Source organism: Aminobacter sp. BE322, assembly GCF_050433525.1.
Taxonomy (GTDB): domain Bacteria; phylum Pseudomonadota; class Alphaproteobacteria; order Rhizobiales; family Rhizobiaceae; genus Aminobacter.
The window spans coordinates 273,494-295,515 of the sequence record NZ_JBNPXB010000005.1 but is presented as its reverse complement, the minus strand read 5'-3'; the positions used below and the strand labels follow the sequence as shown (position 1 = coordinate 295,515).

At 65.7% G+C, this 22,022-nt stretch carries 27 protein-coding genes and 1 pseudogene; 9 read left to right on the top strand and 19 right to left on the bottom strand.

What is annotated here, in order from left to right:
• Both J2X50_RS11085 and J2X50_RS11080 read left to right on the top strand, forming a co-directional pair.
• Positions 1-300, top strand: a pseudogene (locus J2X50_RS11085) (IS481 family transposase); the annotation flags it as partial.
• A gap of 219 nt (positions 301-519) precedes the next feature.
• A complete protein-coding gene (locus tag J2X50_RS11080; protein ID WP_429094760.1) occupies positions 520-966 on the top strand; it encodes an N-acetyltransferase family protein in 447 nt (148 codons plus the stop codon).
• Between the two features lie 30 nt (positions 967-996).
• On the opposite strand, the gene J2X50_RS11075 is transcribed toward J2X50_RS11080, so the two are convergent.
• A complete protein-coding gene (locus tag J2X50_RS11075) occupies positions 997-2,082 on the bottom strand; it encodes a glycoside hydrolase family 25 protein (protein ID WP_429094758.1) in 1,086 nt (361 codons plus the stop codon).
• A gap of 228 nt (positions 2,083-2,310) precedes the next feature.
• On the opposite strand from J2X50_RS11075, the gene J2X50_RS11070 reads away from it, so the two are divergent.
• Positions 2,311-3,501 (top strand): vWA domain-containing protein, encoded by a 1,191-nt coding sequence (locus tag J2X50_RS11070; protein ID WP_429094756.1) that lies wholly within the window; start codon positions 2,311-2,313, stop codon positions 3,499-3,501.
• A 97-nt stretch (positions 3,502-3,598) separates the two neighbouring features.
• Positions 3,599-4,003, top strand: coding sequence for a peptide-methionine (R)-S-oxide reductase MsrB (gene msrB / locus J2X50_RS11065; protein ID WP_429094754.1), 405 nt, complete (start codon positions 3,599-3,601; stop codon positions 4,001-4,003).
• 3 nt (positions 4,004-4,006) lie between these two features.
• Here the strand turns inward: msrB and J2X50_RS11060 are convergent, their stop codons facing one another.
• Entirely contained in the window at positions 4,007-4,360 is a 354-nt protein-coding gene (locus J2X50_RS11060; protein WP_429094752.1) for a hypothetical protein, read from the bottom strand.
• Between the two features lie 183 nt (positions 4,361-4,543).
• Entirely contained in the window at positions 4,544-5,014 is a 471-nt protein-coding gene (locus J2X50_RS11055) for an Lrp/AsnC family transcriptional regulator (RefSeq protein ID WP_429094750.1), read from the bottom strand.
• Positions 5,015-5,140: 126 nt separating this feature from the next.
• Here J2X50_RS11055 and J2X50_RS11050 point away from each other — a divergent pair, with 126 nt between their 5' ends.
• The gene (locus J2X50_RS11050) at positions 5,141-6,604 is read left to right on the top strand and encodes an aminotransferase class V-fold PLP-dependent enzyme (protein WP_429094748.1); all 1,464 of its coding nucleotides are present in this window, start codon (positions 5,141-5,143) and stop codon (positions 6,602-6,604) included.
• Between the two features lie 80 nt (positions 6,605-6,684).
• Here the strand turns inward: J2X50_RS11050 and J2X50_RS11045 are convergent, their stop codons facing one another.
• The 3 genes from J2X50_RS11045 to J2X50_RS11035 all read right to left on the bottom strand — a co-directional run bounded on the left by J2X50_RS11045 (position 6,685) and on the right by J2X50_RS11035 (position 8,202).
• A complete protein-coding gene (locus J2X50_RS11045) occupies positions 6,685-6,945 on the bottom strand; it encodes a DUF2312 domain-containing protein (protein ID WP_340037864.1) in 261 nt (86 codons plus the stop codon).
• 139 nt (positions 6,946-7,084) lie between these two features.
• Positions 7,085-7,393, bottom strand: a complete 309-nt coding sequence (locus J2X50_RS11040; protein WP_429094746.1) for a DUF1244 domain-containing protein — start codon at positions 7,391-7,393, stop codon at positions 7,085-7,087.
• An 11-nt stretch (positions 7,394-7,404) separates the two neighbouring features.
• Positions 7,405-8,202 carry an N-formylglutamate amidohydrolase gene (locus tag J2X50_RS11035; protein ID WP_429094744.1) on the bottom strand — a complete coding sequence of 266 codons (798 nt, stop codon included), beginning with the start codon at positions 8,200-8,202 and terminating at the stop codon, positions 7,405-7,407.
• A 243-nt stretch (positions 8,203-8,445) separates the two neighbouring features.
• Between J2X50_RS11035 and J2X50_RS11030 the strand changes: the two genes are divergently transcribed.
• A complete protein-coding gene (locus J2X50_RS11030) occupies positions 8,446-8,934 on the top strand; it encodes a DUF1036 domain-containing protein (RefSeq protein WP_429094742.1) in 489 nt (162 codons plus the stop codon).
• Positions 8,931-10,367, top strand: a complete 1,437-nt coding sequence (gene pyk / locus J2X50_RS11025) for a pyruvate kinase (RefSeq protein ID WP_429094740.1) — start codon at positions 8,931-8,933, stop codon at positions 10,365-10,367. Before J2X50_RS11030 ends, pyk begins: the two co-directional genes overlap by 4 nt.
• Positions 10,368-10,428: 61 nt before the next feature.
• Here the strand turns inward: pyk and J2X50_RS11020 are convergent, their stop codons facing one another.
• The 6 genes from J2X50_RS11020 to J2X50_RS10995 form a co-directional block, all read right to left on the bottom strand.
• On the bottom strand, positions 10,429-11,490 hold the full coding sequence (locus J2X50_RS11020; RefSeq protein WP_429094739.1) for an alpha/beta fold hydrolase: 1,062 nt from the start codon (positions 11,488-11,490) through the stop codon (positions 10,429-10,431).
• Positions 11,491-11,614: 124 nt separating this feature from the next.
• The gene (locus J2X50_RS11015; protein WP_429094737.1) at positions 11,615-12,196 is read right to left on the bottom strand and encodes a tetratricopeptide repeat protein; all 582 of its coding nucleotides are present in this window, start codon (positions 12,194-12,196) and stop codon (positions 11,615-11,617) included.
• 79 nt (positions 12,197-12,275) lie between these two features.
• The gene (ykgO, locus tag J2X50_RS11010) at positions 12,276-12,401 is read right to left on the bottom strand and encodes a type B 50S ribosomal protein L36 (protein ID WP_018429929.1); all 126 of its coding nucleotides are present in this window, start codon (positions 12,399-12,401) and stop codon (positions 12,276-12,278) included.
• A gap of 180 nt (positions 12,402-12,581) precedes the next feature.
• Positions 12,582-13,667 (bottom strand): 5-(carboxyamino)imidazole ribonucleotide synthase, encoded by a 1,086-nt coding sequence (locus tag J2X50_RS11005; RefSeq protein ID WP_429094735.1) that lies wholly within the window; start codon positions 13,665-13,667, stop codon positions 12,582-12,584.
• A complete protein-coding gene (gene purE, locus J2X50_RS11000) occupies positions 13,664-14,128 on the bottom strand; it encodes a 5-(carboxyamino)imidazole ribonucleotide mutase (RefSeq protein WP_429094784.1) in 465 nt (154 codons plus the stop codon). The genes J2X50_RS11005 and purE overlap by 4 nt, the downstream gene beginning before the upstream one ends.
• A gap of 116 nt (positions 14,129-14,244) precedes the next feature.
• Positions 14,245-14,448, bottom strand: a complete 204-nt coding sequence (locus J2X50_RS10995) for a YdcH family protein (RefSeq protein WP_429094733.1) — start codon at positions 14,446-14,448, stop codon at positions 14,245-14,247.
• A gap of 237 nt (positions 14,449-14,685) precedes the next feature.
• Here J2X50_RS10995 and J2X50_RS10990 point away from each other — a divergent pair, with 237 nt between their 5' ends.
• Entirely contained in the window at positions 14,686-14,865 is a 180-nt protein-coding gene (locus tag J2X50_RS10990; protein WP_340037856.1) for a YdcH family protein, read from the top strand.
• Positions 14,866-15,114: 249 nt separating this feature from the next.
• On the opposite strand, the gene J2X50_RS10985 is transcribed toward J2X50_RS10990, so the two are convergent.
• The 3 genes from J2X50_RS10985 to J2X50_RS10975 all read right to left on the bottom strand — a co-directional run bounded on the left by J2X50_RS10985 (position 15,115) and on the right by J2X50_RS10975 (position 16,991).
• Complete coding sequence (locus tag J2X50_RS10985; RefSeq protein WP_340037855.1) at positions 15,115-15,378, bottom strand: ArsR/SmtB family transcription factor; 264 nt, start codon at positions 15,376-15,378, stop codon at positions 15,115-15,117.
• A gap of 95 nt (positions 15,379-15,473) precedes the next feature.
• The gene (locus tag J2X50_RS10980) at positions 15,474-16,721 is read right to left on the bottom strand and encodes an MFS transporter (RefSeq protein ID WP_429094731.1); all 1,248 of its coding nucleotides are present in this window, start codon (positions 16,719-16,721) and stop codon (positions 15,474-15,476) included.
• 78 nt (positions 16,722-16,799) lie between these two features.
• A complete protein-coding gene (locus tag J2X50_RS10975) occupies positions 16,800-16,991 on the bottom strand; it encodes a DUF1192 domain-containing protein (RefSeq protein ID WP_347966516.1) in 192 nt (63 codons plus the stop codon).
• A 114-nt stretch (positions 16,992-17,105) separates the two neighbouring features.
• Between J2X50_RS10975 and J2X50_RS10970 the strand changes: the two genes are divergently transcribed.
• Positions 17,106-18,116 (top strand): NAD(P)H-quinone oxidoreductase, encoded by a 1,011-nt coding sequence (locus J2X50_RS10970; RefSeq protein ID WP_429094729.1) that lies wholly within the window; start codon positions 17,106-17,108, stop codon positions 18,114-18,116.
• A 21-nt stretch (positions 18,117-18,137) separates the two neighbouring features.
• Here J2X50_RS10970 and J2X50_RS10965 read toward each other — a convergent pair whose 3' ends face one another.
• The 4 genes from J2X50_RS10965 to J2X50_RS10950 all read right to left on the bottom strand — a co-directional run bounded on the left by J2X50_RS10965 (position 18,138) and on the right by J2X50_RS10950 (position 22,017).
• Positions 18,138-18,938 carry a class I SAM-dependent methyltransferase gene (locus J2X50_RS10965; RefSeq protein ID WP_429094727.1) on the bottom strand — a complete coding sequence of 267 codons (801 nt, stop codon included), beginning with the start codon at positions 18,936-18,938 and terminating at the stop codon, positions 18,138-18,140.
• 93 nt (positions 18,939-19,031) lie between these two features.
• Positions 19,032-19,322, bottom strand: a complete 291-nt coding sequence (locus J2X50_RS10960) for a hypothetical protein (RefSeq protein WP_429094725.1) — start codon at positions 19,320-19,322, stop codon at positions 19,032-19,034.
• Between the two features lie 725 nt (positions 19,323-20,047).
• The gene (locus tag J2X50_RS10955; protein WP_429094723.1) at positions 20,048-21,070 is read right to left on the bottom strand and encodes an RES family NAD+ phosphorylase; all 1,023 of its coding nucleotides are present in this window, start codon (positions 21,068-21,070) and stop codon (positions 20,048-20,050) included.
• Positions 21,071-21,075: 5 nt separating this feature from the next.
• The gene (locus tag J2X50_RS10950; RefSeq protein WP_429094721.1) at positions 21,076-22,017 is read right to left on the bottom strand and encodes a sce7725 family protein; all 942 of its coding nucleotides are present in this window, start codon (positions 22,015-22,017) and stop codon (positions 21,076-21,078) included.
• Between the last annotated feature and the right edge of the window lie 5 nt (positions 22,018-22,022).

Here is a 22,022-nt window from a genome sequence, read left to right as displayed (position 1 = left end):
GTCTACAATGCGCAGCGGCCGCACCAGGCACTGGGTGGCGCCGTGCCGCTCGACCGCTACCACGTCTCCCTGCGCCCCTATCGCGACACCGCCGAGCCGTTCGACTACGACAGGGACGATCTCATCCGCCGCGTCCAGCAGCATGGCTTCGTCTCCATCCTCGGCCGCACCTTGCGCCTGTGCAGGGCCTTCGCAGGCAAATCCGTCGCCTTTCGCCCGACCGCCACCGACGGCGTCTTCGAAGCCTGGTTCAGACATCAGAAAATACAAACCATCGACCTCAATGCCCTGCCTCGATAGAGTGCAAACCTGTTCGCGATGTCTTCGCATACCTGTTCGCGATGTCCCCGGTCCAAACAGTGGGGAGGGGTTAGGGGTGGGGGTATAAACTCATCCGCCTGCCGGAGACCGCTGTGGAGCACAACCCGGCCAGCGCTTTCCCGCGCCGTGGACCGTTGGCCGCGCGGTCGGGCTCGGGCAGTTTGCAGTGCGACCGACACATTCACGGAAGGCAAGGCCATGACCGACATCACCATCCGCCCGCTCGCGCTTGCCGACCATGAGGATTGGCGTCGCCTGTGGACCGCCTATCTCGATTTCTACAACACGGTGCTGCCCGAGAAGATGTACCAGCTCGCCTGGAAGCGCCTGTTCAGCGACGGCGAGTTCGAGCCCAAGGGCCTGATCGCCGTCGTCGGCGGCGAGGCGGTCGGCCTGACGCACTATCTCTACCACCGCTCGGGCTGGTCCGAGGCCAACAATTGCTATCTGCAGGACCTGTTCGCCGATCCGGCGGCGCGCGGCAAGGGGGTGGGCGCGGCCCTCATCGAGGCCGTCAGGCAGGAAGCGGCCAAGGCCGGCGTCACCAACGTCTACTGGATGACCCACGAGACCAACGCCACGGCGCGCAAGCTCTACGACCGCGTGGCGCGGCGCACCGGCTTCATCGAATACGACCTGCTCTAGGCTGGCCCATTCGAGCTGCGGCGGCGAGCCTCAGCTCGTCGCCTTCGCCAGCCAGGCGTTCCAGGTGTCCTCGTTGCCGTAGAAGACGTTGAGGTCGATCTTGCCTTCGACGCCGTGGGAGAGGCCCGAACCCGAATACTGCCAGAACACCCATTTGCGGCCGGGATAGACCTTCGAAGGCGGCTGGGCCACGGCGCGCAGCCAGAACGGGTAGTCGAGGAATTCGCCCTGGAGGTTGTCGCGGTAGAAGTCGGGGGCCGTGTAGATGATCGGGCGCTGGCCGTAATAGCGCTCCAGCCTGTCCATGAAGACCTGCATCTTCTCGATGATCGTCTCGCGCGACAGGCGCCGCTTGCAGCTCGACTCGCCGTTGTATTCGACGTCGATGACCGGCGGCAGCGCGCCCTCGACCCTCGGCACGTTGCGGATGAACCAGTCGGCCTGCTCGCCGGCGGTGCGGCACCAGTAGAAGAAGTGATAGGCGCCGCGGCGCAGGCCGGCGGCCCCCGCCTCGCGCCAGTTCTCCTTGAACATCGGGTCGAGGTGGTCGCCGCCGTCGGTGGCCTTGATGTAGGCGAAGTTGGCGCCCTGCGTCCTCAGCTTCGGCCAGTCGATCTCGCCCTGCCAGCGCGACACGTCGACGCCGTGCACGGCAAAGTTCTTGGGCGACATGGACTTGCCGAAGTTGATCGGCTTGGCGTCGCGGAAGCGGCGGCCGTAGATCTGGCCGGGCGCGAACGGTGTGGCGCGCATCGGGTTCGACGGCGAGACCAGCGCGATCGGCTTGGCGTCCGGGGTCGGGATATCGTCGAGTTCGATCCGTGGTGCCGCCATCGCCACCTGGACCGGCGCTTCCGTCACGACGGCCTCCGGCACCGGCGCCAGCAGCCCCTGCCGCGGCATCGGCGCGGCCATCGCCTGCTGCACCATCGGGGTCGGAGCCGCCGGCGCTGCAGCGACGTCGGCCGCGGGGATCGGGCTCGCCGGCCGCGCGATGGAACTGGTCGTTTCCCTGGATGGCGCCGACGACATGATGTCGCCCAGCCCCAGGCTCGAAGTGCAGCCTGCCAGGGCCATGCTGGCGAGAATGATCGCAGACGCGGTTGAAAAACGCATGATACCCGTACGCAAAAGCAACTCGGGCCGAAGGCAGACTCGCCCCCGCTTCCCCACTGACGGGATTTGCTAACGGGAAATTACCAAGAAAGACTGAATCCGATTTTTACTTTAATTAGATTCCAGCTGTTGCAACCTTGCCGAAGGTCGAACCTTTGGCCGGGGTTGCGCGGACGCCGCGGCTTCGATGCACTTGCCTGCCGGCGCGCGCGCAAGCAAAGTGCCGGCATGTTCATACCCTTCTTCCTCGAGCTCAAGGCGGCCAAGGTTCCGGTGTCGCTGCGCGAATACCTGACCCTGCTCGAAGGTCTCGACGCGGACCTCGTCAGCTATGACGTCGAGGGCTTCTACTATCTCGCCCGCGCGGCGCTGGTGAAGGACGAGCGCCACATCGACCGCTTCGACCAGGTTTTTTCCCATTACTTCAAGGGCGTGGAGGCGGTGTCGGGCGAGGGCGGCGTCGATGCCGCCAACATCCCCGAGGAGTGGCTGCGCAGGCTCGCCGAAAAAACCCTCACCGACGAGGAGAAGAAGCTGGTCGAGGCGCTCGGCGGCTTCGACAAGCTGATGGAGACGCTGAAGCAGCGGCTCGAGGAGCAGAAGGGCCGCCACCAGGGCGGGTCCAAATGGATCGGCACCGTCGGCACCTCGCCCTTCGGCGCCTATGGCTACAATCCCGAGGGCGTGCGCATTGGTCAGCACGAAAGCCGCCACCGTCGCGCGGTCAAGGTGTGGGACAAGCGCGAGTTCCGCAATTTCGACGACCAGGTCGAACTCGGCACGCGCAACATCAAGGTGGCGCTCAAGCGTTTGCGCCGCTGGGTGCGCGAGGGCGTCGAGGAAGAGCTCGACCTGCCCGGCACCATCCACGCCACCGCCGATCACGGCTATCTCGACGTGAAGACGCGCCCCGAGCGGCGCAACGCGGTGAAGCTGCTGATGTTCTTCGACGTCGGCGGCTCGATGGACGACCACATCGGGAGCGTCGAGGAACTGTTCTCGGCGGCGCGGGCGGAGTTCCGCCAGCTCGAATATTTCTACTTCCACAATTGCCTCTACGAAGGCGTGTGGAAGGACAACCGCCGCCGTCATGCCGAGGTCTTGCCGACGCTCGACGTGCTGCACAAATACGGCCACGACTACAAGGTGATCTTCGTCGGCGACGCCTCGATGAGCCCCTACGAGATCGCCTATGCCGGCGGCTCGGTCGAGCACTGGAACCCCGAACCGGGGGCGGTGTGGCTGCGCCGCGTGCTCGACCAGTGGCCGAACGCCGTCTGGCTCAACCCGACCCGGGAGAAGCACTGGAGCTATACGAGCTCGATCAAGATGATCTCGGACATCTTCGCCAACCGCATGTACCCGCTGACCCTGGCGGGCCTGGAAGCCGCGACGAAGGAACTGTCGCGCAGGCATTGACGAGCTGCCGCGTTCACCGTGAAGTGATGCACTGTCGCGCAAGAGCGCTCGTACCTATCTGTGCGATGAAGACATTTGAGCGTGGGAGACCATGAGCATGGACAGCAAGACCTATCCCGTCACCCGCACCGACGCCGAATGGCGCGCGCTGCTCACGCCCGAGCAGTACCAGGTGATGCGCCACCACGGCACCGAGCGTCCGGGAAGCTGCGCGCTGCTTTATGAGAAGCGCGCCGGCACCTTCAAATGCGCCGGCTGCGACCAGCCCCTGTTCGAATCCAAGCTCAAGTTCGAGAGCGGCACCGGCTGGCCGAGCTTCAACGACCCGGTCGACGGGTCGGTCGAAACCACTGTCGACCGCAGCTACGGCATGATGCGCACCGAGGTGCATTGCGCCAATTGCGGCAGCCATCTCGGCCACGTCTTCCCCGACGGTCCGCCGCCCACCGGGCTGCGCTACTGCATCAACGGGGTCGCGCTGAACTTCGAGCCGGCTAGCTAATCCCTAGAGCAGGCTGGCGAGGACGATCCACAGCGTTGCGCCCAGCTTCAACGTGTTGGCGTTGGGCGCCGCGGTCGTGTCGGCGGTCCTGAGCACGCTGCCATAGAGGAACAGGTTGTAGGGCAGCGGCGCGAGATGCACCGCAAACGCCCACCATATCGGCAGCTTCGCGGCGAGGATGAGCAGGGCCACGACCGTCGTGGCGACGTTGATCAGGCTGCCGACACCGATCATGTCGCGCCAGAACAGCTGGCCGAGCGACACTTCGCCGTGCCAGCGGCGCAAGAAGAACGCCGCAAGGCCGCCGCCGACGGGCCCCGCATTGTCCGAAGGATGAAGCCGCCCGGTATCCGTCATGGCCTGACCCCATGCTGTTGCCGCACTTGCAACAGCCTACCACCCGATTAGGGCATCATATTACTCGTCTTTACAAGTGCGCCAAAAGTCTTGTTCTGCAACAAGGTGAACGATTGCGAAGCATTCCGGTTCCCGCCGTCATGCATTGCCTTGCAGCGGAATTGCCTCCCGGGAGCCACGGTCTCATTTCAGCCGGTTCAGGTCGGCGGCGCGGTTGTCGATGATAGCTTCCATGGAGAAGAAGCCGGTCACCGTCGCCAGGTCGAAATTGGTGATGAGCTTCTGGTAGAAGGCGTCGTATCCCCCCATGCCCCGCGTCACGACCTTGATCAGGTAGTCCCAGTCGCCGCCGATGCGGTAGAAGTCGATCACCTCCGGCAGGCGCTCCACATGCTTGCGGAAGTCGTCGGCCCATTCCTTGGAATGGTGGCGGGTGCGGATCATCACGAAGACGGTGAGGTCGTAGCCCAGCGCCGCCACGTCGATGTCGGCATGGGTGCCGCGGATCAGGCCGGTGGTGTTGAGCCGCTGCAGCCGCCGCCAGCAGGCGTTTTGCGACAGCCCGACGCGCTCGGCCAAATCACGCTGCGAGATCGAGCCGTCCTTCTGGAGGCACGACAGGATCTTGCGATCAATTTCATCAATCTTTTCCATTCTGGCAATCAGATGACACAAATTGCCGGCGCTGTCGTGAGAAAACGATAAGGTTTCTCCACTGAAACGCGATTAGACTCTTCGTCCATACCGTCGGGAACGGTTTCTGGAAGAGGAGCACGCGAAATGTCTGGCACCACCGGTTTGCTGCATGGGTTCAGGGAGAGCCTTGCAGCCGGCGATACGGTATCGGCGCTGCAGGCCGGGCTGGTCGGCCAGAACGCCAGGATCGAAGGGCCGTTCGGCGCCAGGACGCTCGTCTATGCCGACTACGTCGCCTCCGGTCGGGCGCTGATGCAGATCGAGCGCTTCATCCTCGAGGAAGTGCTGCCCTACTACGCCAACAGCCATACCGAGGCCTCCTACTGCGGCGGCTTCATGACGCGCCTGCGCCGCGAAGCGCGCGCGGTCATCGCCGGTTGCTGCGGCGCCACCAGGGAACACGCCGTCGTCTTCGCCGGCTCGGGTGCCACGGCGGGCCTCAACCGGCTGGTCAAGCTGCTCGGCGTCGCCGATGCGATGGCGCAGGGCAAGCGCGTGCGCGTCATCATCGGGCCCTACGAGCACCATTCGAACATCCTGCCCTGGCGCGAAAGCGGCGCCGAGGTGATCGAGATCGCCGAGGCCGCGTCGGGCGGGCCCGATCTGCAAATGCTCGATGCGGCGCTCGCGGTCGAAGCCGACCTCAAGGTCTGCGCCTTTTCCGCCGCCTCCAACGTCACAGGCATCATCACCGACGTCGCCGGCGTCACCCGCAGGATCAAGGCCGCAGGCGCCAAGGCGGTGTGGGACTATGCGGGCGGCGGACCCTATCTCCCCATCGCCATGTCGCCTGCCGAAGGCGCCGAGATCGACGCGCTCGTCGTCTCGCCGCACAAGTTCATCGGCGGGCCGGGTGCGTCGGGCGTGCTGATCGTTCGCCGCGATGCGGTGACGACCACCAGGCCGTCCTGGCCGGGCGGCGGCACCGTCAAATTCGTCTCGTCGACGGCGCACGATTACAGCGACAGCCTCGAAACGCGCGAGGAGGCGGGCACCCCCAACGTCGTCGGCGACATCCGTGCCGCGCTGGCCTTCCTGGTCAAGGAGGCGATCGGTGTCGACGCCATGCAGGCGCGCAACGCCGAGCTCACCCGGCGCGCGGTCGCGGCCTGGCAGGGCGTGGATCGGCTGGAACTGCTGGGCTCGCTCGAACCAACCCGGCTGCCGATCTTCTCGTTCCGGGTGCGCAACGGCCAGGGCGGCTACGTTCACCAGCAGCTCGTCACCCGGATGCTGAGCGACCGGTTCGGCATCCAGGCGCGCGGCGGCTGCGCCTGCGCCGGCCCCTATGTGCATCGGCTGCTCGCCATCGGCGAGGAGGAGTCGGAGCGGATGCGCGCGGCAATCCTTGCCGGCGACGAGATGAAGAAGCCCGGCTTCACCCGGCTCAACTTCAGCGTCCTGCTCAGCGAGGACAAGATCGCCTTCATCCTGGATTCGGTCGCCCAGCTCGCAGGCGACGCCGCGCGCTACGAGGGCCAGTACGATCTCGACCCCGGCCGGGCCATCTTCTCCCCGCGCAGCGTCGAAATGGCGATGGCGGTGTAGCGGCAACTGGCAGGACCACCCACGACGAAAAACGCCGGCATCGCTGCCGGCGTTTTTCTTTTCGCTTCGAAGCGCGGGCCTCAGACCATGCCGAGCGCGGCCTTGTAGAGGTCGAGGATCGACTCTTCTTCGGCGCGCTCGTTCTGGTCCTGCTTGCGCAGGCGGATCAGCGTGCGGATCGCCTTGGTATCGAAGCCGGTGCCCTTGGCCTCGGCGTAGACGTCCTTGATGTCGTCGGCGATGGTCTTCTTCTCTTCCTCGAGGCGCTCGATGCGCTCGATGAAGGCGCGCAGCTGGCCGGCGGCAACTGTCTGGCTGGTCTCGGTGATTTCGTCGGCCATGGGGCACTCCGCAAACTTGTGGCTGGAAAAGGCGCTGAGTCGTGCGCCACGGAATTTCGGCGGGTTCGATGCCTCATGATGCGTGGAGGGTCAAGGGCAAGCCGTGGCGCAACCGACACATCGCCGCGGAAACGGTCGTTCAGTGGTCCTTCGGGCGATTGGTCTCGAAGGCCTGCTTCTGGGCGTCGGTCGCCTCGCGCTGGTGCTTCGCCTGCCATTCGGCATAGGGCATGCCATAGACGATCTCGCGCGACGCTTCCTTGGAAAGCTCCACGCCGGCCGCGCCGGCGGCGTCGCGATACCAGTTGGACAGGCAGTTGCGGCAGAAGCCGGCGAGGTTCATCAGGTCGATGTTCTGGACGTCCGAACGCTCGCTCAGGTGCTCGAGCAGGCGGCGGAAGGCGGCTGCCTCGAAATCGCGCTTCTGCGCCTCGGTGAGATCGACCATCCTGTCCTCCTTCACAGCGGCCCGGTGCGCGAGCCGAATTGCCTGACCTCGTGTATATCGGGTCGCCGGTTGATGGCGTCAACGATGGGTTCCAGCCGTCCGGCCCAGGCTGTGGCGCCGGCCTCGTCGCCGATCAGGTCCTGGCGGATCTCGATCAGGGCATGGGCGAAGCCGTTGACGATGGCGTGGCGGAACATGGTGTCGCCGCGCAGCGCGCCGTCATAGGGCTCGTTGTCGCCGACCACCAGGGCAGGGTCCTCGGCCAGCATCTCGATCAGCGGCCAGGCGGCGCGGTGGTCCATGTCCCAGAGCACGCCCGCATGCCACGGCCTGGCGCGGCCCTGCATCACCGGCGTGAAGGAGTGGATGGACAGGACGAAGGGCGCCGTGCCGGTGCTCTGGTGCACCGAGGCGACCATGGCGCCGACGGCGTCGTGGTAGGGGCGGTAGAAATTGTCGAGGCGCCGTTCGCGCTCGTCCTCCGACATCGGATAGTTGCCCGGAATGACCGAGCCGTCATAGAGCTGGCGGATCAGGGTGGGGTCGTCCTCGCCGCGGTTGGGGTCGATCAAGAGCCGCGAGAAATTGGCCAGCACCGCCGGTACGCCGAGCAGCGCCGCCAGCCGGCGCGTCACCCGTTCGGCGCCGATGTCGTAGGCGATGTGGCGGTCGAATTCCTCCGGCGGGAGACCGAGATCGCCATATTCCTGCGGAAGGTCGCGGCGGGCATGGTCGCAAATCAGCACGAGGCCTTGCCGGCGGTCGCCTTCGACGATGTCGAAAGGGGCAAAAAGGGCTGTTCGCGTCATCGGCGGCAATTTGTCCTTGGGCGGTCCCGCGGGCGCTGGCGCGACCGGCGCTGAAGTGGGGATATGTGCTAACGCCGTTGTTTTGCCAACCTTTTTTCGAATATGCCAGATGGGGCGGCAAATCACGCGGGACGCGCTCATCTAAATCGATTGGATAAGCGCATTGCCGCGCGTTGACATGCGCCCGGACATTGCCGAAAAGGGGCACCTAATATGCAGAACACGTCGAAGAGGGGCATCGGGATGGGAATCGTCGGGGGGCCGCGCCTGCGCTCAACCGTCGCAGTGCTCTCCCTGTTTCTCGCCATCCCGCTCATGACAGCCGTCGCCGCGACGCCGGCCCGCGCCGATTTCCGCGTCTGCAACGCGACGCAGAACCTCGTCGGCGTCGGCATCGGCTATCGCGCCAAGACCGGCTGGATCACCGAGGGCTGGTGGCACATCGAAGGCTCGACCTGCAAGACGCTGATCGAAGGGCCGCTGTCATCGAGGTTTTACTATCTCTATGCAGAAGATGCCGAGCGCGGCGGCCGCTGGGACGGTCCGATCACCATGTGCGTGGCCGAGAAAGAGTTCAAGATTGCCGGCGTGACCGACTGCGTGGCGCGCGGTTTCCAGCGAGCCGGCTTCCAGGAATACGATACGGGCGAGCAGGCGAACTGGATGGTCCAGCTCACCGACGAACCCGCAACGGGCGGCGCCACAGCCGCCTCGGGAACGAACGGTCAATGAGACGCAGCCGCAAGGTCAAGATACTCGCAACACTCGGTCCCGCCTCCTCCGACGAGGCGATGATCCGAAAGCTCTTCGCGGCGGGAGCCGACGTCTTCCGCATCAACATGAGCCATACCGACCATGACTCCATGCGCACGCTGGTCGGCCGCATCCGCAAGGTCGAGGGCGACGTGGGCCGGCCGATCGGCATCCTTGCCGACCTGCAGGGACCCAAGCTCCGCGTCGGCAAGTTCGCCAACGGCAAGGAAGAGCTGACCGTCGGCCAGACGTTCACCCTCGACGACAATCCCGAGCTCGGCACTTCGAGCCGCGTGCACCTGCCGCATCCCGAGATCCTCAAGTCGGTCCAGGCCGGCCATCGCCTGCTGATCGACGACGGCAAGCTCGAGCTCAAGGCAACCAGGGCCGACGGCAAGTCGATCGTCTGCACGGTCGTCGCCGGCACCAGGATTTCCGACAAGAAGGGCGTCAGCCTGCCCGATACCGACCTGCCGGTCGGTGCGCTGACCGAAAAGGACCGCAAGGACCTCGACGCGGTGCTCGAAACCGGCGTCGACTGGGTGGCGCTGTCGTTCATCCAGCGCCCCGAGGACCTCGCCGAGGCCCGCAAGATCGCGCAAGGGCGCGCGCTGTTGCTCTCCAAGATCGAGAAGCCGCAGGCGGTCGCCCGGCTCGCCGAGATCATCGACCTGTCCGATGCCCTGATGGTCGCCCGCGGCGACCTCGGCGTCGAGATGCCGATCGAGGCGGTCCCCGGCATCCAGAAGCAGATCACCCGCGCCGCCCGCCGCGCCGGCAAGCCGGTGGTCGTCGCCACCCAGATGCTGGAATCGATGATCACGGCACCGGTGCCGACCCGCGCCGAGGTCTCCGACGTGGCGACCGCCGTGTTCGAAGGCGCCGACGCCATCATGCTGTCGGCCGAATCGGCCGCCGGGCAATACCCGGTCGAGTCGGTGGCGACGATGGACCGCATCGCCCAGCAGGTCGAGAAGGACCCGACCTATCCGGGCATCATCAACGCCCAGCGCTCGCAGCCGGAACCCACCGGCGCCGACGCCATCTCGCTGGCCGCGCGCGAAATCGCCGAGACGCTGAAGCTGTCGGCGATCGTCACCTACACCGCTTCGGGCACCACCGGCCTGCGCGCGGCGCGCGAGCGGCCGCAGGTGCCGATCATCGCGCTGTCGCCGATCGTCGACACGGCGCGCCGCCTGTCGCTGCTGTGGGGCACGCACTGCGTCGTCTCGCCCGATGCCGCGGATCTCGACGACATGGTCGATCGCGCCTGCAACGTCGCGTTCAACGAAGGGTTTGCCGGCGCGGGCGACCGCATCATCATCACGGCCGGCGTGCCGCTGCGGACGCCGGGCTCCACCAACATGCTGCGCATCGCCTATGTCGGGCCGGGCGGCAAGGGAAGCAGGTGAGATTGAGGGGAGTAGGGCAGTAGGGGAATAAGGCAGTAGGCCGAGCTTTTCCCATACTGCCCTATTCCCCACTGCCATCCTCCTCCGCCTTCTCGTTTACGCACCCTGCCGCATGCACGTCGCCGGCGAGCCTCGCCTCCACGGCGCGGGCCGTTGCCTGCAGGTCGCGCGGCTGGCCGGCGAGTTTTTCGACGGCCGCCACGACAAGCTCCGGCGCCACCCAGTCCGGCTTGTGGCCGAGGTTCCTGACCCAGACGAGTTCGGCGCCGGCAATGTCGCGCGCGAGCCCGACGGAATGGATCTCCTCGTAGACGACCGTATCCTCGTCGCCTGAAATCACCACCGTGGGCACGCCGATGTCGCGATAGCGCGGCGCTGCCGCCAGCACGTGGCGGTAGAGCCCTTCGACGTCGATCGCATTCGCGCGGAATGCCTGCGGGCGCAGCACCAGCTTGATCGAGGCGTCGTCGACATAGGCTTGCGGCACCGCGTTGGGCGAGAAGACGCTGGTGGTCGCGGCATCGATGCGCATCAGCCCGGCCGGGTTGGCAATTGTCTCCGCGAAGATGCGGCCGATCACCGGCATGGCGCTCAAGCTGTAGTACCAGGAGGTGCCGCCGCCCGGCCAGGGATGCGTCGCTGCCGACAGGAACAGCAGGCCACGCGTCTTTTCGGGATGTTCGAGGGCAAAGCTCGCCGCCACCGCGCCGCCGAACGAATGGCCGACGATGATCGCCTCCTCGATGCCGAGCCTGTCCATCAGGGCCGCGATGGTGGCCGACTGCTCCGTCGGGTCCTCGCTGTCGCCCCGCCCGCGGCCCGACCAGCCGTGGCCCGGCCGATCGAAGAACAGCATCTCGGCGCGGCCTTCGAACCGTGGCCTCAGCGGCAGCATCTGGTCCTTCAGATTGGCACTCGCACCGTGGATGAACACAAGTGCCGGCAGGTCGCCGCCGGGCGGTGCGGGCACGTGCACGTAGTGGATCCCGGCGCCGGCGATGTCGACGAAGCTGCCCGTCGGCGGGTTGCGTCGCTCGATCAGCCTCGATGCCACGCGGGTTGCGCCCGCAAGCGCCAGAACCAGCGCAAGCAGCAGGACCAGGATCGCGGTGAGAATGTTCATGCGGCTCGGGAGTAGGAAGGGAATAGGGGAGTAAGGCAGTAGGGGAGTAAGGCAGCAAGTATGGTATGGACAGCGGCAGTGACGTTCACATACTGCCCTACTGCCCTACTGCCCTATTCCCCTATCAAATTCCTTCGCCGGCCAGCTCTTCCGACAGCCGCGACACCTCGTTCTGGGCGTTGCGCAGCATCGGGTAGATGTCGAGGACGCGCTGCCATGCCTTGAGCGCCAGTTCGTCGCGTCCGGTCGCCGTCATGATCTGGGCCATGCCCGACAGCGCGCCGAAATGCCGGGGCTCGAGTTCGAGCGTGTGCTCGATGTCGGACATCGACTTGCGATAGTTCTGCATCAGGAAGTGCACGGTGGCGCGGCGATTCCAGCCTTCGGCATAGCTGGGCTCGAGCGTGACGATCTGGTCGAGGAAATCGAGCGCGACGTCGTATTTCTTGGCTTCGATGGCCTGCTGCGACCACAGCATCATCAGGTCGACGGAAGAGCTGCCGGACTTGTTCCACTCATCCCAGATGCGGCTGGCGATGCGCTCGGCGGCTTTTTCGTTGCGCTCCCGCTTGAGGTCGGAAAACAGGACCTGCAGCGGGTTCTCCGCCTTGGCCACTGCCGCGCTGCTTGGCGTTTCGGCCAATACCCCCTGGGGCAACAAGCTGGCCGCTAGGGCCAGGGCGCAAATGGCAAAAACGCTCCGCATGCGGAAATTCTAGACCCCCGCATGGGAACGTCAAACTGAAATTGCCGTGATGCGCCGGCCGCTGGCGGCCGGGCCTACGTCAGCCCTGGCGGGCCTTGTAGCGCGGGGCGGTCTTGTTGATGATGTAGATGCGGCCCTTGCGACGAACCAGCTGGCAGTCACGGTGGCGGCCCTTGAGCGCTTTGAGCGAATTCTTGATCTTCATGTCACTGACCCGTCGATGGGGCCCATCAGTCGGGCCGAAACAAAAGCGCGCCAAACAGCGCGCCCGAATTTGTGTGTCTGGCTCATAGACGAGGAGTCGCGGCCAGTCAACCGCAGGCGTGGCATTCCGCAGCCCTTTCCTGCAGCGCTTTTGCGGCGCCGCAGTCGGCCGGCCGGCTTGTCATCGCCGGATGTGCGAAATGCGGGTGAAATGGCCCATCTTGCGGCCGGGGCGGGCCTCGGCCTTGCCGTAGAGATGGACCGCGACGTCGGGCTCGGCGAGCAGCGACGGCACCCGGTCGATGTCGTCGCCGACCAGGTTTTCCATCACGCAGTCGGAATGGCGGTTGGCGTCGCCCAGCGGCAGGCCCGCGACCGCGCGGATATGCTGTTCGAACTGCGAGACCGTGCAGGCCGCTTCGGTCCAATGGCCGGAATTGTGCACGCGCGGCGCCATTTCGTTGGCGAGCAGCGAGCCGTCGGGCAGGACGAAGAACTCGATGCCGATGACGCCGACATAGTCGAGCGCCGAGAGGATGCGCTGGGCGGCGTCGCGCGCCGCTTCTGCGGTGTCTGGGCCGATCGCGGCAGGCACGGTCGAGGTGTGCAGGATGCCGTTTTTGTGGACGTTCTCGGCGGGGTCGAAGACCGTCACGCTGCCGTCGATGCCGCGCGCCGCGATCACCGACATCTCGCGCTCGAAGGCGACGAAGGATTCGAGGATCAGCGGCACGTTGCCGAGCGAGGCGCAGGTGCCGTCGAAGCCGCCCGTCGTCATGTTGCGGAAGACCATCTGGCCCTTGCCGTCATAGCCCATGCGGCGGGTCTTGAGGATGCCGCTGCCGCCGAAGGCATGGAGGGCGTCGGCGAGGTCCTGGTCGTTTTCCACAGGGCGGAAGCCGGCTGTGGATATCCCGATGCCATTGAGGAAGGTCTTCTCCGTCAGCCTGTCCTGCGAGACCTCCAGCGCGCGCGCCGGCGGATAGACCGGTGCGCTGCGCGAAAGATGCTCGGCGGCCACGACCGGCACGTTCTCGAACTCGTAGGTCACGACGGCGCTTGCGCCGGCGAGTTCGTCGAGGGCAGCGGGATCGTCATAGGCGGCGGCGATCTGGCGATTGGCGACCTGGGCCGCCGGACAGTCGGCCTGGGGCTCGAGCACGATGGTCCTGTAGCCCAGGCGGGCGGCAGCCATGGCGAGCATCCGGCCGAGCTGGCCGCCGCCGACGATGCCGATGGTCGCGCCGAGGGGGAGGGGGGGCGTCACGCTTCGTCCGTCGGCCGTTCGGCGACACGGGCGGTCTGGGCGGCGCGCCACTCTTCGAGCCGTTGGGCGAGTGCGTCGTCCGACAGCGCCAGCACCGCTGCGGCCAGCAGCGCCGCATTGGCCGCGCCCGCCTTGCCGATGGCAAGGGTGCCGACGGGAATGCCCGCCGGCATCTGGACGATGGAAAGCAGCGAATCCTGTCCCGACAGCGCCTTCGATTCGACCGGCACGCCGAACACGGGCAGCGAGGTCATGGCAGCGGCCATGCCGGGCAGGTGCGCGGCGCCGCCGGCGCCGGCGATGATGACGCGGAAGCCCGCAGCCTTGGCGCCCTTGGCGAACTCGTAGAGGCGGTCGGGGGTGCGATGGGCGGAAACGATCCGCGCCTCGTGCGGGATGCCCAGCACCTCGAGCAGTTCGGCGGCATGGCGCATGGTCGCCCAGTCGGACTGGCTGCCCATGATGATGGCGACGTCGACCCTGTCCTTGCTCACGCGCGGCACCTCTGTTTGACAGGCTGCGCTTAGCGGAATTGAAGCCCGACCGCAACAAAGCCGCGCCGGCGCGGCGCCGATTCTCAGGCTATGATATCGGGAATTATGCGGTCCTCGATCTGCGCGATCTTGTCCTTGAGGACCAGCTTCTTCTTCTTCATGCGCTGGATCTGGAGCGGATCACAGCCGGCCGCGATCATCGCGTTGATCGCGGCATCGAAATCGGCGTGTTCCTGTTTCAAGCGTGCAAACTCGAGACGAATCTCGGCCTGTTCCTGTTCCGACATGTCTACCGTCTGCAAACTCACTGGCGCACCCGGGCGCTCCGAAGGCGGGGGCCGGAAACTCTTGTCACCGGCGCGAAGCCCTTATCACATTTCGCGCTGTCAGGAAATGCTACCACATCATATTCGACATCTCCGAAAGGGGGTGGCAGACTGTCACGGTTCCGTCACAGAGCGCTGTCTGCGGTGGGCACGTTCGTGTGCGGTGCAATGTGAAATCCATGAAAGGGAGATCCAATCATGTCTCTTGCATCCCATCTTGAAGAGCTTCAGCGGAAACATGGCGACATCGAACGTCAGCTGGACGAAGCGATGAACCATCCTTCCGTCGACGACCTGCAACTCGTCGCGCTGAAGCGTCGCAAGCTGGCGCTCAAGGACGAGATTGAGAAACTGAAAGGGTCGCCGACCCAGCACTGAGGTCAGGCGTTGATCTTTTCAGGGGCTGCATCGGCCGATGCGGCCCCGGATAACGGCGGCAGTCACGCATTGCCGCCGAATTTGTCTGGGCATGGTTCCATCAATTCCTAACTAGGCCGGCGAGGGCCGGAGCCAGGCGAACCGCTTCCTGGAGCAATTCCAGCGAAGTGCGCAGCGGTTTTCTGTCCGGAACTGCGTGGCAACAACGAGATGGAGCGTCTTCGCGCTTCGAAGAAATGCGGACGTACTCTAACCTTCCCAGAACTGATCGAGCCAGAGGTTGAGCTTGCGGAAGCCGCTGTTGCTGACCGCATAGAACCGCTTGGTGCCCTCGGCACGGGCGCTGACCAGCCCCGCATCGAGCAGCACCTTGAGATGCTGCGATACGGCGGGTCGGGAAACCGGCAATCCCTCGGCAAGTTGCGTCACCGTCTTCGGACCGCGGCGCAATTCCTCGAGCAGGCGGCGTCGGTTGGCGTCGGCGATTGCCAGAAACGTGTCGTGGGCAGTCATCCTTCCTTTGTGCCGCAACCAGCCGGAAACCTCAACCGAGAGTCGCAAACGGATGTATCTTCGCCGAACCGCAGCCCGCCCGTTACGGCAGGCCGTCAGTCCTGCAGCTCGGGTTTCTGCCGCGGATCGAGACGTAGCGATTCGGGCGTCGCCGAACGGTCGGCGGGCAGCGTCTTGAAGGCTTCGCGCTCCTCGATCGGCACCGGGGCGCGGCGGCGGATGCGCAGTGCGGTGTAGCCGGCGAGGGCGAAGTGCGCGGCCGCGGTGGCCAGGAACAGGGCTTCCGGCCGCATCATGTCCATCAGGCCTGCGCCGAGCATCGGCCCGACCATGGTGCCGAAGCCATAGAGCAGCAGCAGGCCGCCGGAAACCTTGACGAAATCCTCCGGCTTGGCGTGGTCGTTGGCATGCGCCACCGCCAGCGAATAGAGCGTGTAGGCGAAGGCGCCGTAGCAGGCGGTCATGAAGATGACGAAGGCGCCGGAGCGCGGGGCGACGAGGAAGATGAGCGTGGCGGCGACGGCCGAGGCGAGCGAGGCGCCGATCAGCACGTAGCGGCGGTCGGTACGGTCGGAGATCTTGCCGACAGGAATCTGCAATGCTGCACCGGCAACCACCACCAGGCTCATCATCAGCGCGATCTGGGGCGTCGAGATGCCGATGCGGGCGCCATAGACCGCGCCCAGCGTGCCCCAGTCGCCGTTCGCCACGCCGATCAGGAAACAGGCGACCGAGGCGACCGGCGAATTGGCGTAGAGCCCCTTGAGGTCGAGCGAAACGTCCTGCAGGGGCTTGGGGTGGGCTGCACTCGACACGGCGGTCGGGATCAGCGACAGGCAGAACAGGATGCCGGTGACCATGAACAGCGAGGCGCTGGTGACGTCGCCGCCGGCGACCATCATCTGGCCGGCCATGATCGAGGCATAGGTCACCATCATGTAGAGGCCGAATACGGTGCCGCGGTTTTCGTTGGTGGCGCGCTCGTTGAGCCAGCTCTCGATCACCATGAAGGCGCCGGCCATGACGAAGCCGGTGAAGGCGCGCAGTAGGATCCAGACATATTCGTTGACGATCAGGCCGGTCAGCAGGGCGACGATCGCGGCGGAGGCCGCAAACGTGCCGAAGGCGCGCACGTGGCCGGCGCGGCGCACCACGCGCGGGGCGAAGAAGCAGCCGGCGACGAATCCGCCGGCCCAGGCCGTGCCCATCAGGCCGAGCGCTGCGGTGGAAAAGCCCTCCTCCTGGCCGCGAAGTGGGAGCAGGAGGCCGTGCAGGCCCGAAGCGGCGAGAAGGAAGGCCGTGCCGCGGAGCAGCGAGAGAATCGGCCTGTAGGCTGCGAGCATCGGTCTGTCCCACCAAGAATCAGTTTGTGCCGGATCGTGAAGACAGCCCCATTGGGGCATTTCGGCGGCGGCGATGTGTCAGCGCTTGAACAGCGCCTCGGCGGCCGACTTGGTCGTGCCCTTGGCGGCAAGCTCGGCCTCGAGCCGGACGATCTCGGCCTTGAGCAGGCCGATGCGGTCGTCGAGCTCGCCGACGGACAGCAGCGACAGGTCCTGGCCGATCTCGTGGGCGAGGGGCTTCTTCTTGGGTTCGTCGTCGAAGAGCGCCATCTGATGCCTCCATCCGCGGACAGGCGTTTGCCTGATTTGCCAATCAGAATACATAGTGCGGGCAAGGACATGCAAATGCCGGCGCGGGCCGGACGGAACGGAGACCAAAAGGACATGGCCAACGCTGCCAGACTTCCGGAGAAGATGCTCGCGGTGGCGATCACCCAGCCCGGCGGGCCGAGGGTGCTCAAGGCGGAAAAGCGCGACCTGCCGGAGCCGGGCGCCGGCGAGATCCTGATCAGGGTGCATGCGGCAGGGGTCAACCGGCCGGACGTGCTGCAGCGCAAGGGCGCCTACCCCGCGCCGCCCGGCGCCTCCGACCTGCCGGGGCTCGAGGTGTCGGGCGAGGTGGCCGCACTCGGCGCGGGCGTTTCCCGCTGGCGCCTGGGCGACCAGGTCTGCGCGCTGACGCCGGGAGGCGGCTATGCCGAATACGCCAGGGTGCACGAAACCAACGCGCTGCCGATACCGGCGGGGTTCACCTTCACGGAAGCGGCGGCGCTGCCGGAGACCTTCTTCACGGTCTGGCACAACGTGTTCGAGCGCGGCGGGCTGAAGACCGCCGAGACGCTGCTGGTGCATGGCGGCACGTCGGGCATCGGCACGACAGCGATCCAGCTGGCCTCGGCCTTCGGCGCCTATGTGATCACCACCGCCGGCTCGGACGAAAAATGTGCTGCCTGCCTGAAGCTCGGGGCGGACAGGGCGATCAACTACAAAAACGAGGACTTCGTCCAGGCGGTCAAGGACGCCACCGACGGCAAGGGCGCCGACGTCATCCTCGACATGGTGGGCGGCGACTATGTCGGGCGCAACTACAATGCGGCGGCGGTCGACGGGCGCATCGTCCAGATCGCCACCCAGGGCGGGGCGGTGGCGAGCGCCGACTTCTCCAGGCTGATGGTGAAGCGGCTCACCCACACCGGCTCGACGCTGAGGCCCCGCACCACCGAGTTCAAGGCCGGCATCGCGGCGGCGCTCGAGGCGCAGGTGTGGCCGCTGCTCGCCGTCCGCCGCGTAGCCCCGGTGATGGACATGATCTTCCCGCTCCGGGAAGCCTGGCGGGCGCATGAGCGGATGGAAGAGGGCGAGCACATCGGCAAGATCGTGCTCGACGTCGGCTAGGCGCCCGCCGGGCGCCGACTTCTACGGCACCGTGCCGCGGACGGCCCAGGCGACGTTGGCGAAGGAGCGCGGGCCGTCGGGCCGGCCGGCCTCGTAGGCGTCGTGCACGGCTATCTCGGTGCGCGCCCGCTCGGCCGCACCCAGGCTTGCCACATATTTGCCCAGCGGACCCTCGCCGGCGCCGATCGGCGCCCAGAAGTCGTCGAAATTTTGGTAGTCCATGCGCAGCAGCAGCTGGGTTTCCTCGACGCCGGAAAGGCCCTGCTCGCCAAAAGTCCGCGCCATCTCGCCCGGCTGCATCATCGGCTGGAAGCAGTAGCGGGCGCGCAGCTGCCGGCCGCCTTCGCTCAATGCCGCCACCGTGTCGACCACCATGCGCATGCCGGGCATGCCGCCGAGATGGTCCCAGACGGTCGCCGCGACGACGCCGCCCGGCCGGGTGACGCGGCGCATCTCGGCCACCGCCCTGCCGGCCTCGGGCACGAAATGCAGCACGAGCAGGGCGAGCGCGCGGTCGAAGCTCGCGTCGGCGAATGGCAGGTCGCAGGCGTCCGCCTGGCTGATTTTTATGCGCGGGTCGGTATTGCGGGCCTCGGCCGCCGCGACGAAGACGGGCGAGAAATCGATCGCCGCGATCCCGGCGAGGTCGGCGGTCTCGGCCAGCGTGAAAGTGAGGCTGCCGGTGCCGCAGCCGACGTCGAGCACCTTCTCGCCATGGGCAAGACCGGCGAAGTCGATGAACAGCGGCGCGAGCTTGCGGCTCCAGCGGCCCATCAGCTGTTCGTAGCCGGCTGCGTCCTGCACGTTGAAGCTTGACGTCATCGAAGCCTCCTGATGCCCGCGCCATGGTAGGCGAGGGGAGGGGCGTTGCCAAGGCGGCAGCGCCGGCCGCCCCGGCGGTCTCGCGCCCGCGCGTCAGCGCCAGCCATTGGCGAGCTGCAGCGCGAACATCAGCATGCCGACGACGCGGCGCTCGGCCTCCCGGCTGAACGGCATGCCGCAGAGGCGCGAGCGGCCCAGGGTCGGCGAGGCGCGGCAGCGCCCAAAACTGCGGCATTCGCGCCGTGGGCAGTTCCGGTGCGCGCCGTCCTGGGTGGCGGCGATCGACAAAGCGAGCGCAATCGCGTTGTGCAGGCTGAGCGGGGCGGGGCCGCCGCCGATCTCGATGTCGGGAATGGGTTCTTCCTGGGGGCGTTTCCTGGTCATGGGCCTGCTGCTCCTGATCGGGCCGCCCGGATGGCAGAAGGCCGCGGGCCGGCCGGGTCGATGGGTTTTCTTGGGGGGCGAAAAGGCGCGGGCGTGCGAAGGCGTTCCCGCGCCGAAAAAGGCCGGGTCGTGCCGGGAAAGCGGACGCATGGCTTTGCGTCGTCTCGATGCTAGTGCGTGACGCTTGGCCATGCGTCCGCCGGCGCTCTTGCCCCGCTCAGTCGCCCCGATGCGTTCGCACCGGCGGCCGCCGCAAGGCCCGGGCCTGGGGGCTCATCACCCAGCGGGGGCACCGTCTCCCCCGCCGACCCGGACGCCGCCGCCCTCCCCTGGCATCCGGTTCATGACCCGGGTTCCCGCGAGGGCGATGGGGGGATTATCCATGAGGTGCGAAGGGGCGTGGAAAAGAAAATTTTTCGGTCAACGGGGGTGGTTGGCGCGCTTGCCTGGCGAGAAGCAGCAATTTCAAGGAGATGGCTTGACCTAGGCGCGTTGCCTCGGGGTCAATTCAGGAAAAACCTATCCACGTCGCGGCGAGAAAGTCGATGGCCGCGATTTCTTTGAGGTTGCGGCCTCGGCCAGCGCAAAAGTCAGGCTGCCGGCCGCCGACGTTCAGACTGAACGTATTGAATGACGGCTTTGCGCCCATCGCGGACAATAACATGCGGCCTGCAGATTCTGGAAGCTGCCGTTCGCGAGACTGCCGATATCAAAATGTGTTCTGCTCAGGCGGCGGCCACTTCGACCGACACCCTGGACACGTTGTAGAGCGCCACCGTCCCGCCGACCGCCTGAGCGGGATCGAACAGGGCGAGATTGATGCCATCGCTGACCGAGCTGCGATAGACCACGCCGTCGAAGCCGCTCTTTTTGATGAACTCGCACAGATACTGGCTCGGAATATAGTCGATCGCCGCGCCCGCCGGCTGCACAGGCCGCGTCAATTCCTCGCCCAGGCGTTCGAGGAACGGCAAGTCGGCGCGCAACTGGCCGATCTCGCTCGCGTCGGTCAGGATGAAGGGCGACACGAGCTTGCGTGGATTGCGCAGATCCACGGCCTTGATCTCGGGAATGGTGAAATCCGCAACGCAAGCAACCTCGCCGGTATGGGGCCTGATCTCGGCCGCAGCCGTATCGGGAAGCGACCCCAGATAGAGATAGGGGATGCCGGCCGGATTGGCCCGGCCATGTGACGATCGTCGCTTCGGCGGTGCGCCCATCTTTTCAATCGGGAAGACCTCATCCTCAGTACGAATTCGCGCGCGATACCACTGCCGGGGTAAGGGCGGCGCCAGCAGCATGTCGAGCAGCTGGCGGAGACGGTCCAAATCGATGGCGACGTTGAGAAACCAGCGATTTGCATACATCATCTCGTCGCGCAGCTTATCCCACTGCGCGAGGCCTTCGCTAATATAGCTCGCCGACGGGGCGAAGCCACGCCGCACGATCTCGCCATCATTGAGGATCTCGCCGAGCAATTCCTTGGCGTGGGCGATGTCCATGCGCGGATGGCTGAAGAGCTGCCAATCGTCCTTCATCCATTCGACCAGCGATTTCCCGTCGTCGCTCGGCTCGTAGACGTTGGCCAGCAGCTCGAAATAGTTGGCGAGCTTGCCTGGTTCGAGGAGCTGGGTGTCAGCGGTCCCACAGAAATCGCAGGCGCCACGACCCGGGTCGAGCGACGGGAAGAGCTGATCGCGCAGACCGCGATCGTCGAAGCATTCCGGGCAGCAGAACCGCTGTGCCATGGGGTTCAGCCAAGATAGTTGGCGAGCGTCTCGATATGGTGCTTCATCGAGAGCTTTTTGACATAGCCGAGGCCCGGAAAATGACCCTTAGCGTGGAGGTCGCGAAACTCCTTCATCGCGCTCGTTTCCAGAAGCTTCGACGTTCCAGAGTTGAGCTTGAGGATGAGCTTGTGTAGTGCCTGGCCGAATTTGCCTGCGGGGTCGGTTGGCGTGTCGTTCGTAGTCGAGACGAAGTGATAGATGAACATCACATCGTCGGCATCGGGGTCGACGAAGGTCAAATGAATCGCTACGGCATAGGCGGGGCCGCCACCTTCGGAATAGACGTCGCCGACCATCAGGAAATCGCCGAAGCCGTTCATTCCGAGATCACTCTGGAAGGTGAGATGCAGTTCGGAGAACTCCTCGACCGGGATCTTGGCGAACTCGGCGTTCTTGCGCGGCTTGAAGCCGTCGCGAATCAGGATGCGGGTGCTGCCCTCGAAGTGCTTGCGGTAAAGCGTATTGGCATGGTCCTCGATGAAGACGTGCCGGCTTTGCGGCAGCGTGTCGTGCAGGTAGCCGGCAAGGCCCTTCTGCTCGGTGAATCCGGCGTGGATGAAGGTCGGATTATGGCCGAGATGGGCTTGGTGACATGTGATCGCCTCGGCGAGGTTTATGTTGCCGCGCAGGAGGATGCCGGCCGAGATCGCGCCGCCGAACAGGCCCTGCTGCAGAAGCTGCGAAATGCCAGTTCCGTTCTCCTGATGGTCGCCATGGTACGGGTTCACGATGACGATCGCCTGGCCCTTGGCATCACAAATCGCTTTTAGCGCCTTTTCAAGGCCGCCCAGCGACTCCTTCACGGGCTCGATGACCGGCACAAAATTCTGCTCCGCCATCAGCTTGGCGGTTTCCCGAATGGTCAGAAGTTCGAACTGCTTGCCGCGAAAATACGGATGATACATGCGCT

Bases quoted from the DNA above. Each gene is read 5' to 3' on its own strand.
- J2X50_RS11080 (WP_429094760.1), top strand. From the start codon at position 520: ATGACCGACATCACCATCCGCCCGCTCGCGCTTGCCGACCATGAGGAT.
- J2X50_RS11075 (WP_429094758.1), bottom strand. From the start codon at position 2,082: ATGCGTTTTTCAACCGCGTCTGCGATCATTCTCGCCAGCATGGCCCTG.
- J2X50_RS11070 (WP_429094756.1), top strand. From the start codon at position 2,311: ATGTTCATACCCTTCTTCCTCGAGCTCAAGGCGGCCAAGGTTCCGGTG.
- msrB (WP_429094754.1), top strand. From the start codon at position 3,599: ATGGACAGCAAGACCTATCCCGTCACCCGCACCGACGCCGAATGGCGC.
- J2X50_RS11060 (WP_429094752.1), bottom strand. From the start codon at position 4,360: ATGACGGATACCGGGCGGCTTCATCCTTCGGACAATGCGGGGCCCGTC.
- J2X50_RS11055 (WP_429094750.1), bottom strand. From the start codon at position 5,014: ATGGAAAAGATTGATGAAATTGATCGCAAGATCCTGTCGTGCCTCCAG.
- J2X50_RS11050 (WP_429094748.1), top strand. From the start codon at position 5,141: ATGTCTGGCACCACCGGTTTGCTGCATGGGTTCAGGGAGAGCCTTGCA.
- J2X50_RS11045 (WP_340037864.1), bottom strand. From the start codon at position 6,945: ATGGCCGACGAAATCACCGAGACCAGCCAGACAGTTGCCGCCGGCCAG.
- J2X50_RS11040 (WP_429094746.1), bottom strand. From the start codon at position 7,393: ATGGTCGATCTCACCGAGGCGCAGAAGCGCGATTTCGAGGCAGCCGCC.
- J2X50_RS11035 (WP_429094744.1), bottom strand. From the start codon at position 8,202: ATGACGCGAACAGCCCTTTTTGCCCCTTTCGACATCGTCGAAGGCGAC.
- J2X50_RS11030 (WP_429094742.1), top strand. From the start codon at position 8,446: ATGGGAATCGTCGGGGGGCCGCGCCTGCGCTCAACCGTCGCAGTGCTC.
- pyk (WP_429094740.1), top strand. From the start codon at position 8,931: ATGAGACGCAGCCGCAAGGTCAAGATACTCGCAACACTCGGTCCCGCC.
- J2X50_RS11020 (WP_429094739.1), bottom strand. From the start codon at position 11,490: ATGAACATTCTCACCGCGATCCTGGTCCTGCTGCTTGCGCTGGTTCTG.
- J2X50_RS11015 (WP_429094737.1), bottom strand. From the start codon at position 12,196: ATGCGGAGCGTTTTTGCCATTTGCGCCCTGGCCCTAGCGGCCAGCTTG.
- ykgO (WP_018429929.1), bottom strand. From the start codon at position 12,401: ATGAAGATCAAGAATTCGCTCAAAGCGCTCAAGGGCCGCCACCGTGAC.
- purE (WP_429094784.1), bottom strand. From the start codon at position 14,128: ATGGGCAGCCAGTCCGACTGGGCGACCATGCGCCATGCCGCCGAACTG.
- J2X50_RS10995 (WP_429094733.1), bottom strand. From the start codon at position 14,448: ATGTCGGAACAGGAACAGGCCGAGATTCGTCTCGAGTTTGCACGCTTG.
- J2X50_RS10990 (WP_340037856.1), top strand. From the start codon at position 14,686: ATGTCTCTTGCATCCCATCTTGAAGAGCTTCAGCGGAAACATGGCGAC.
- J2X50_RS10985 (WP_340037855.1), bottom strand. From the start codon at position 15,378: ATGACTGCCCACGACACGTTTCTGGCAATCGCCGACGCCAACCGACGC.
- J2X50_RS10980 (WP_429094731.1), bottom strand. From the start codon at position 16,721: ATGCTCGCAGCCTACAGGCCGATTCTCTCGCTGCTCCGCGGCACGGCC.
- J2X50_RS10975 (WP_347966516.1), bottom strand. From the start codon at position 16,991: ATGGCGCTCTTCGACGACGAACCCAAGAAGAAGCCCCTCGCCCACGAG.
- J2X50_RS10970 (WP_429094729.1), top strand. From the start codon at position 17,106: ATGGCCAACGCTGCCAGACTTCCGGAGAAGATGCTCGCGGTGGCGATC.
- J2X50_RS10965 (WP_429094727.1), bottom strand. From the start codon at position 18,938: ATGACGTCAAGCTTCAACGTGCAGGACGCAGCCGGCTACGAACAGCTG.
- J2X50_RS10960 (WP_429094725.1), bottom strand. From the start codon at position 19,322: ATGACCAGGAAACGCCCCCAGGAAGAACCCATTCCCGACATCGAGATC.
- J2X50_RS10955 (WP_429094723.1), bottom strand. From the start codon at position 21,070: ATGGCACAGCGGTTCTGCTGCCCGGAATGCTTCGACGATCGCGGTCTG.
- J2X50_RS10950 (WP_429094721.1), bottom strand. From the start codon at position 22,017: ATGTATCATCCGTATTTTCGCGGCAAGCAGTTCGAACTTCTGACCATT.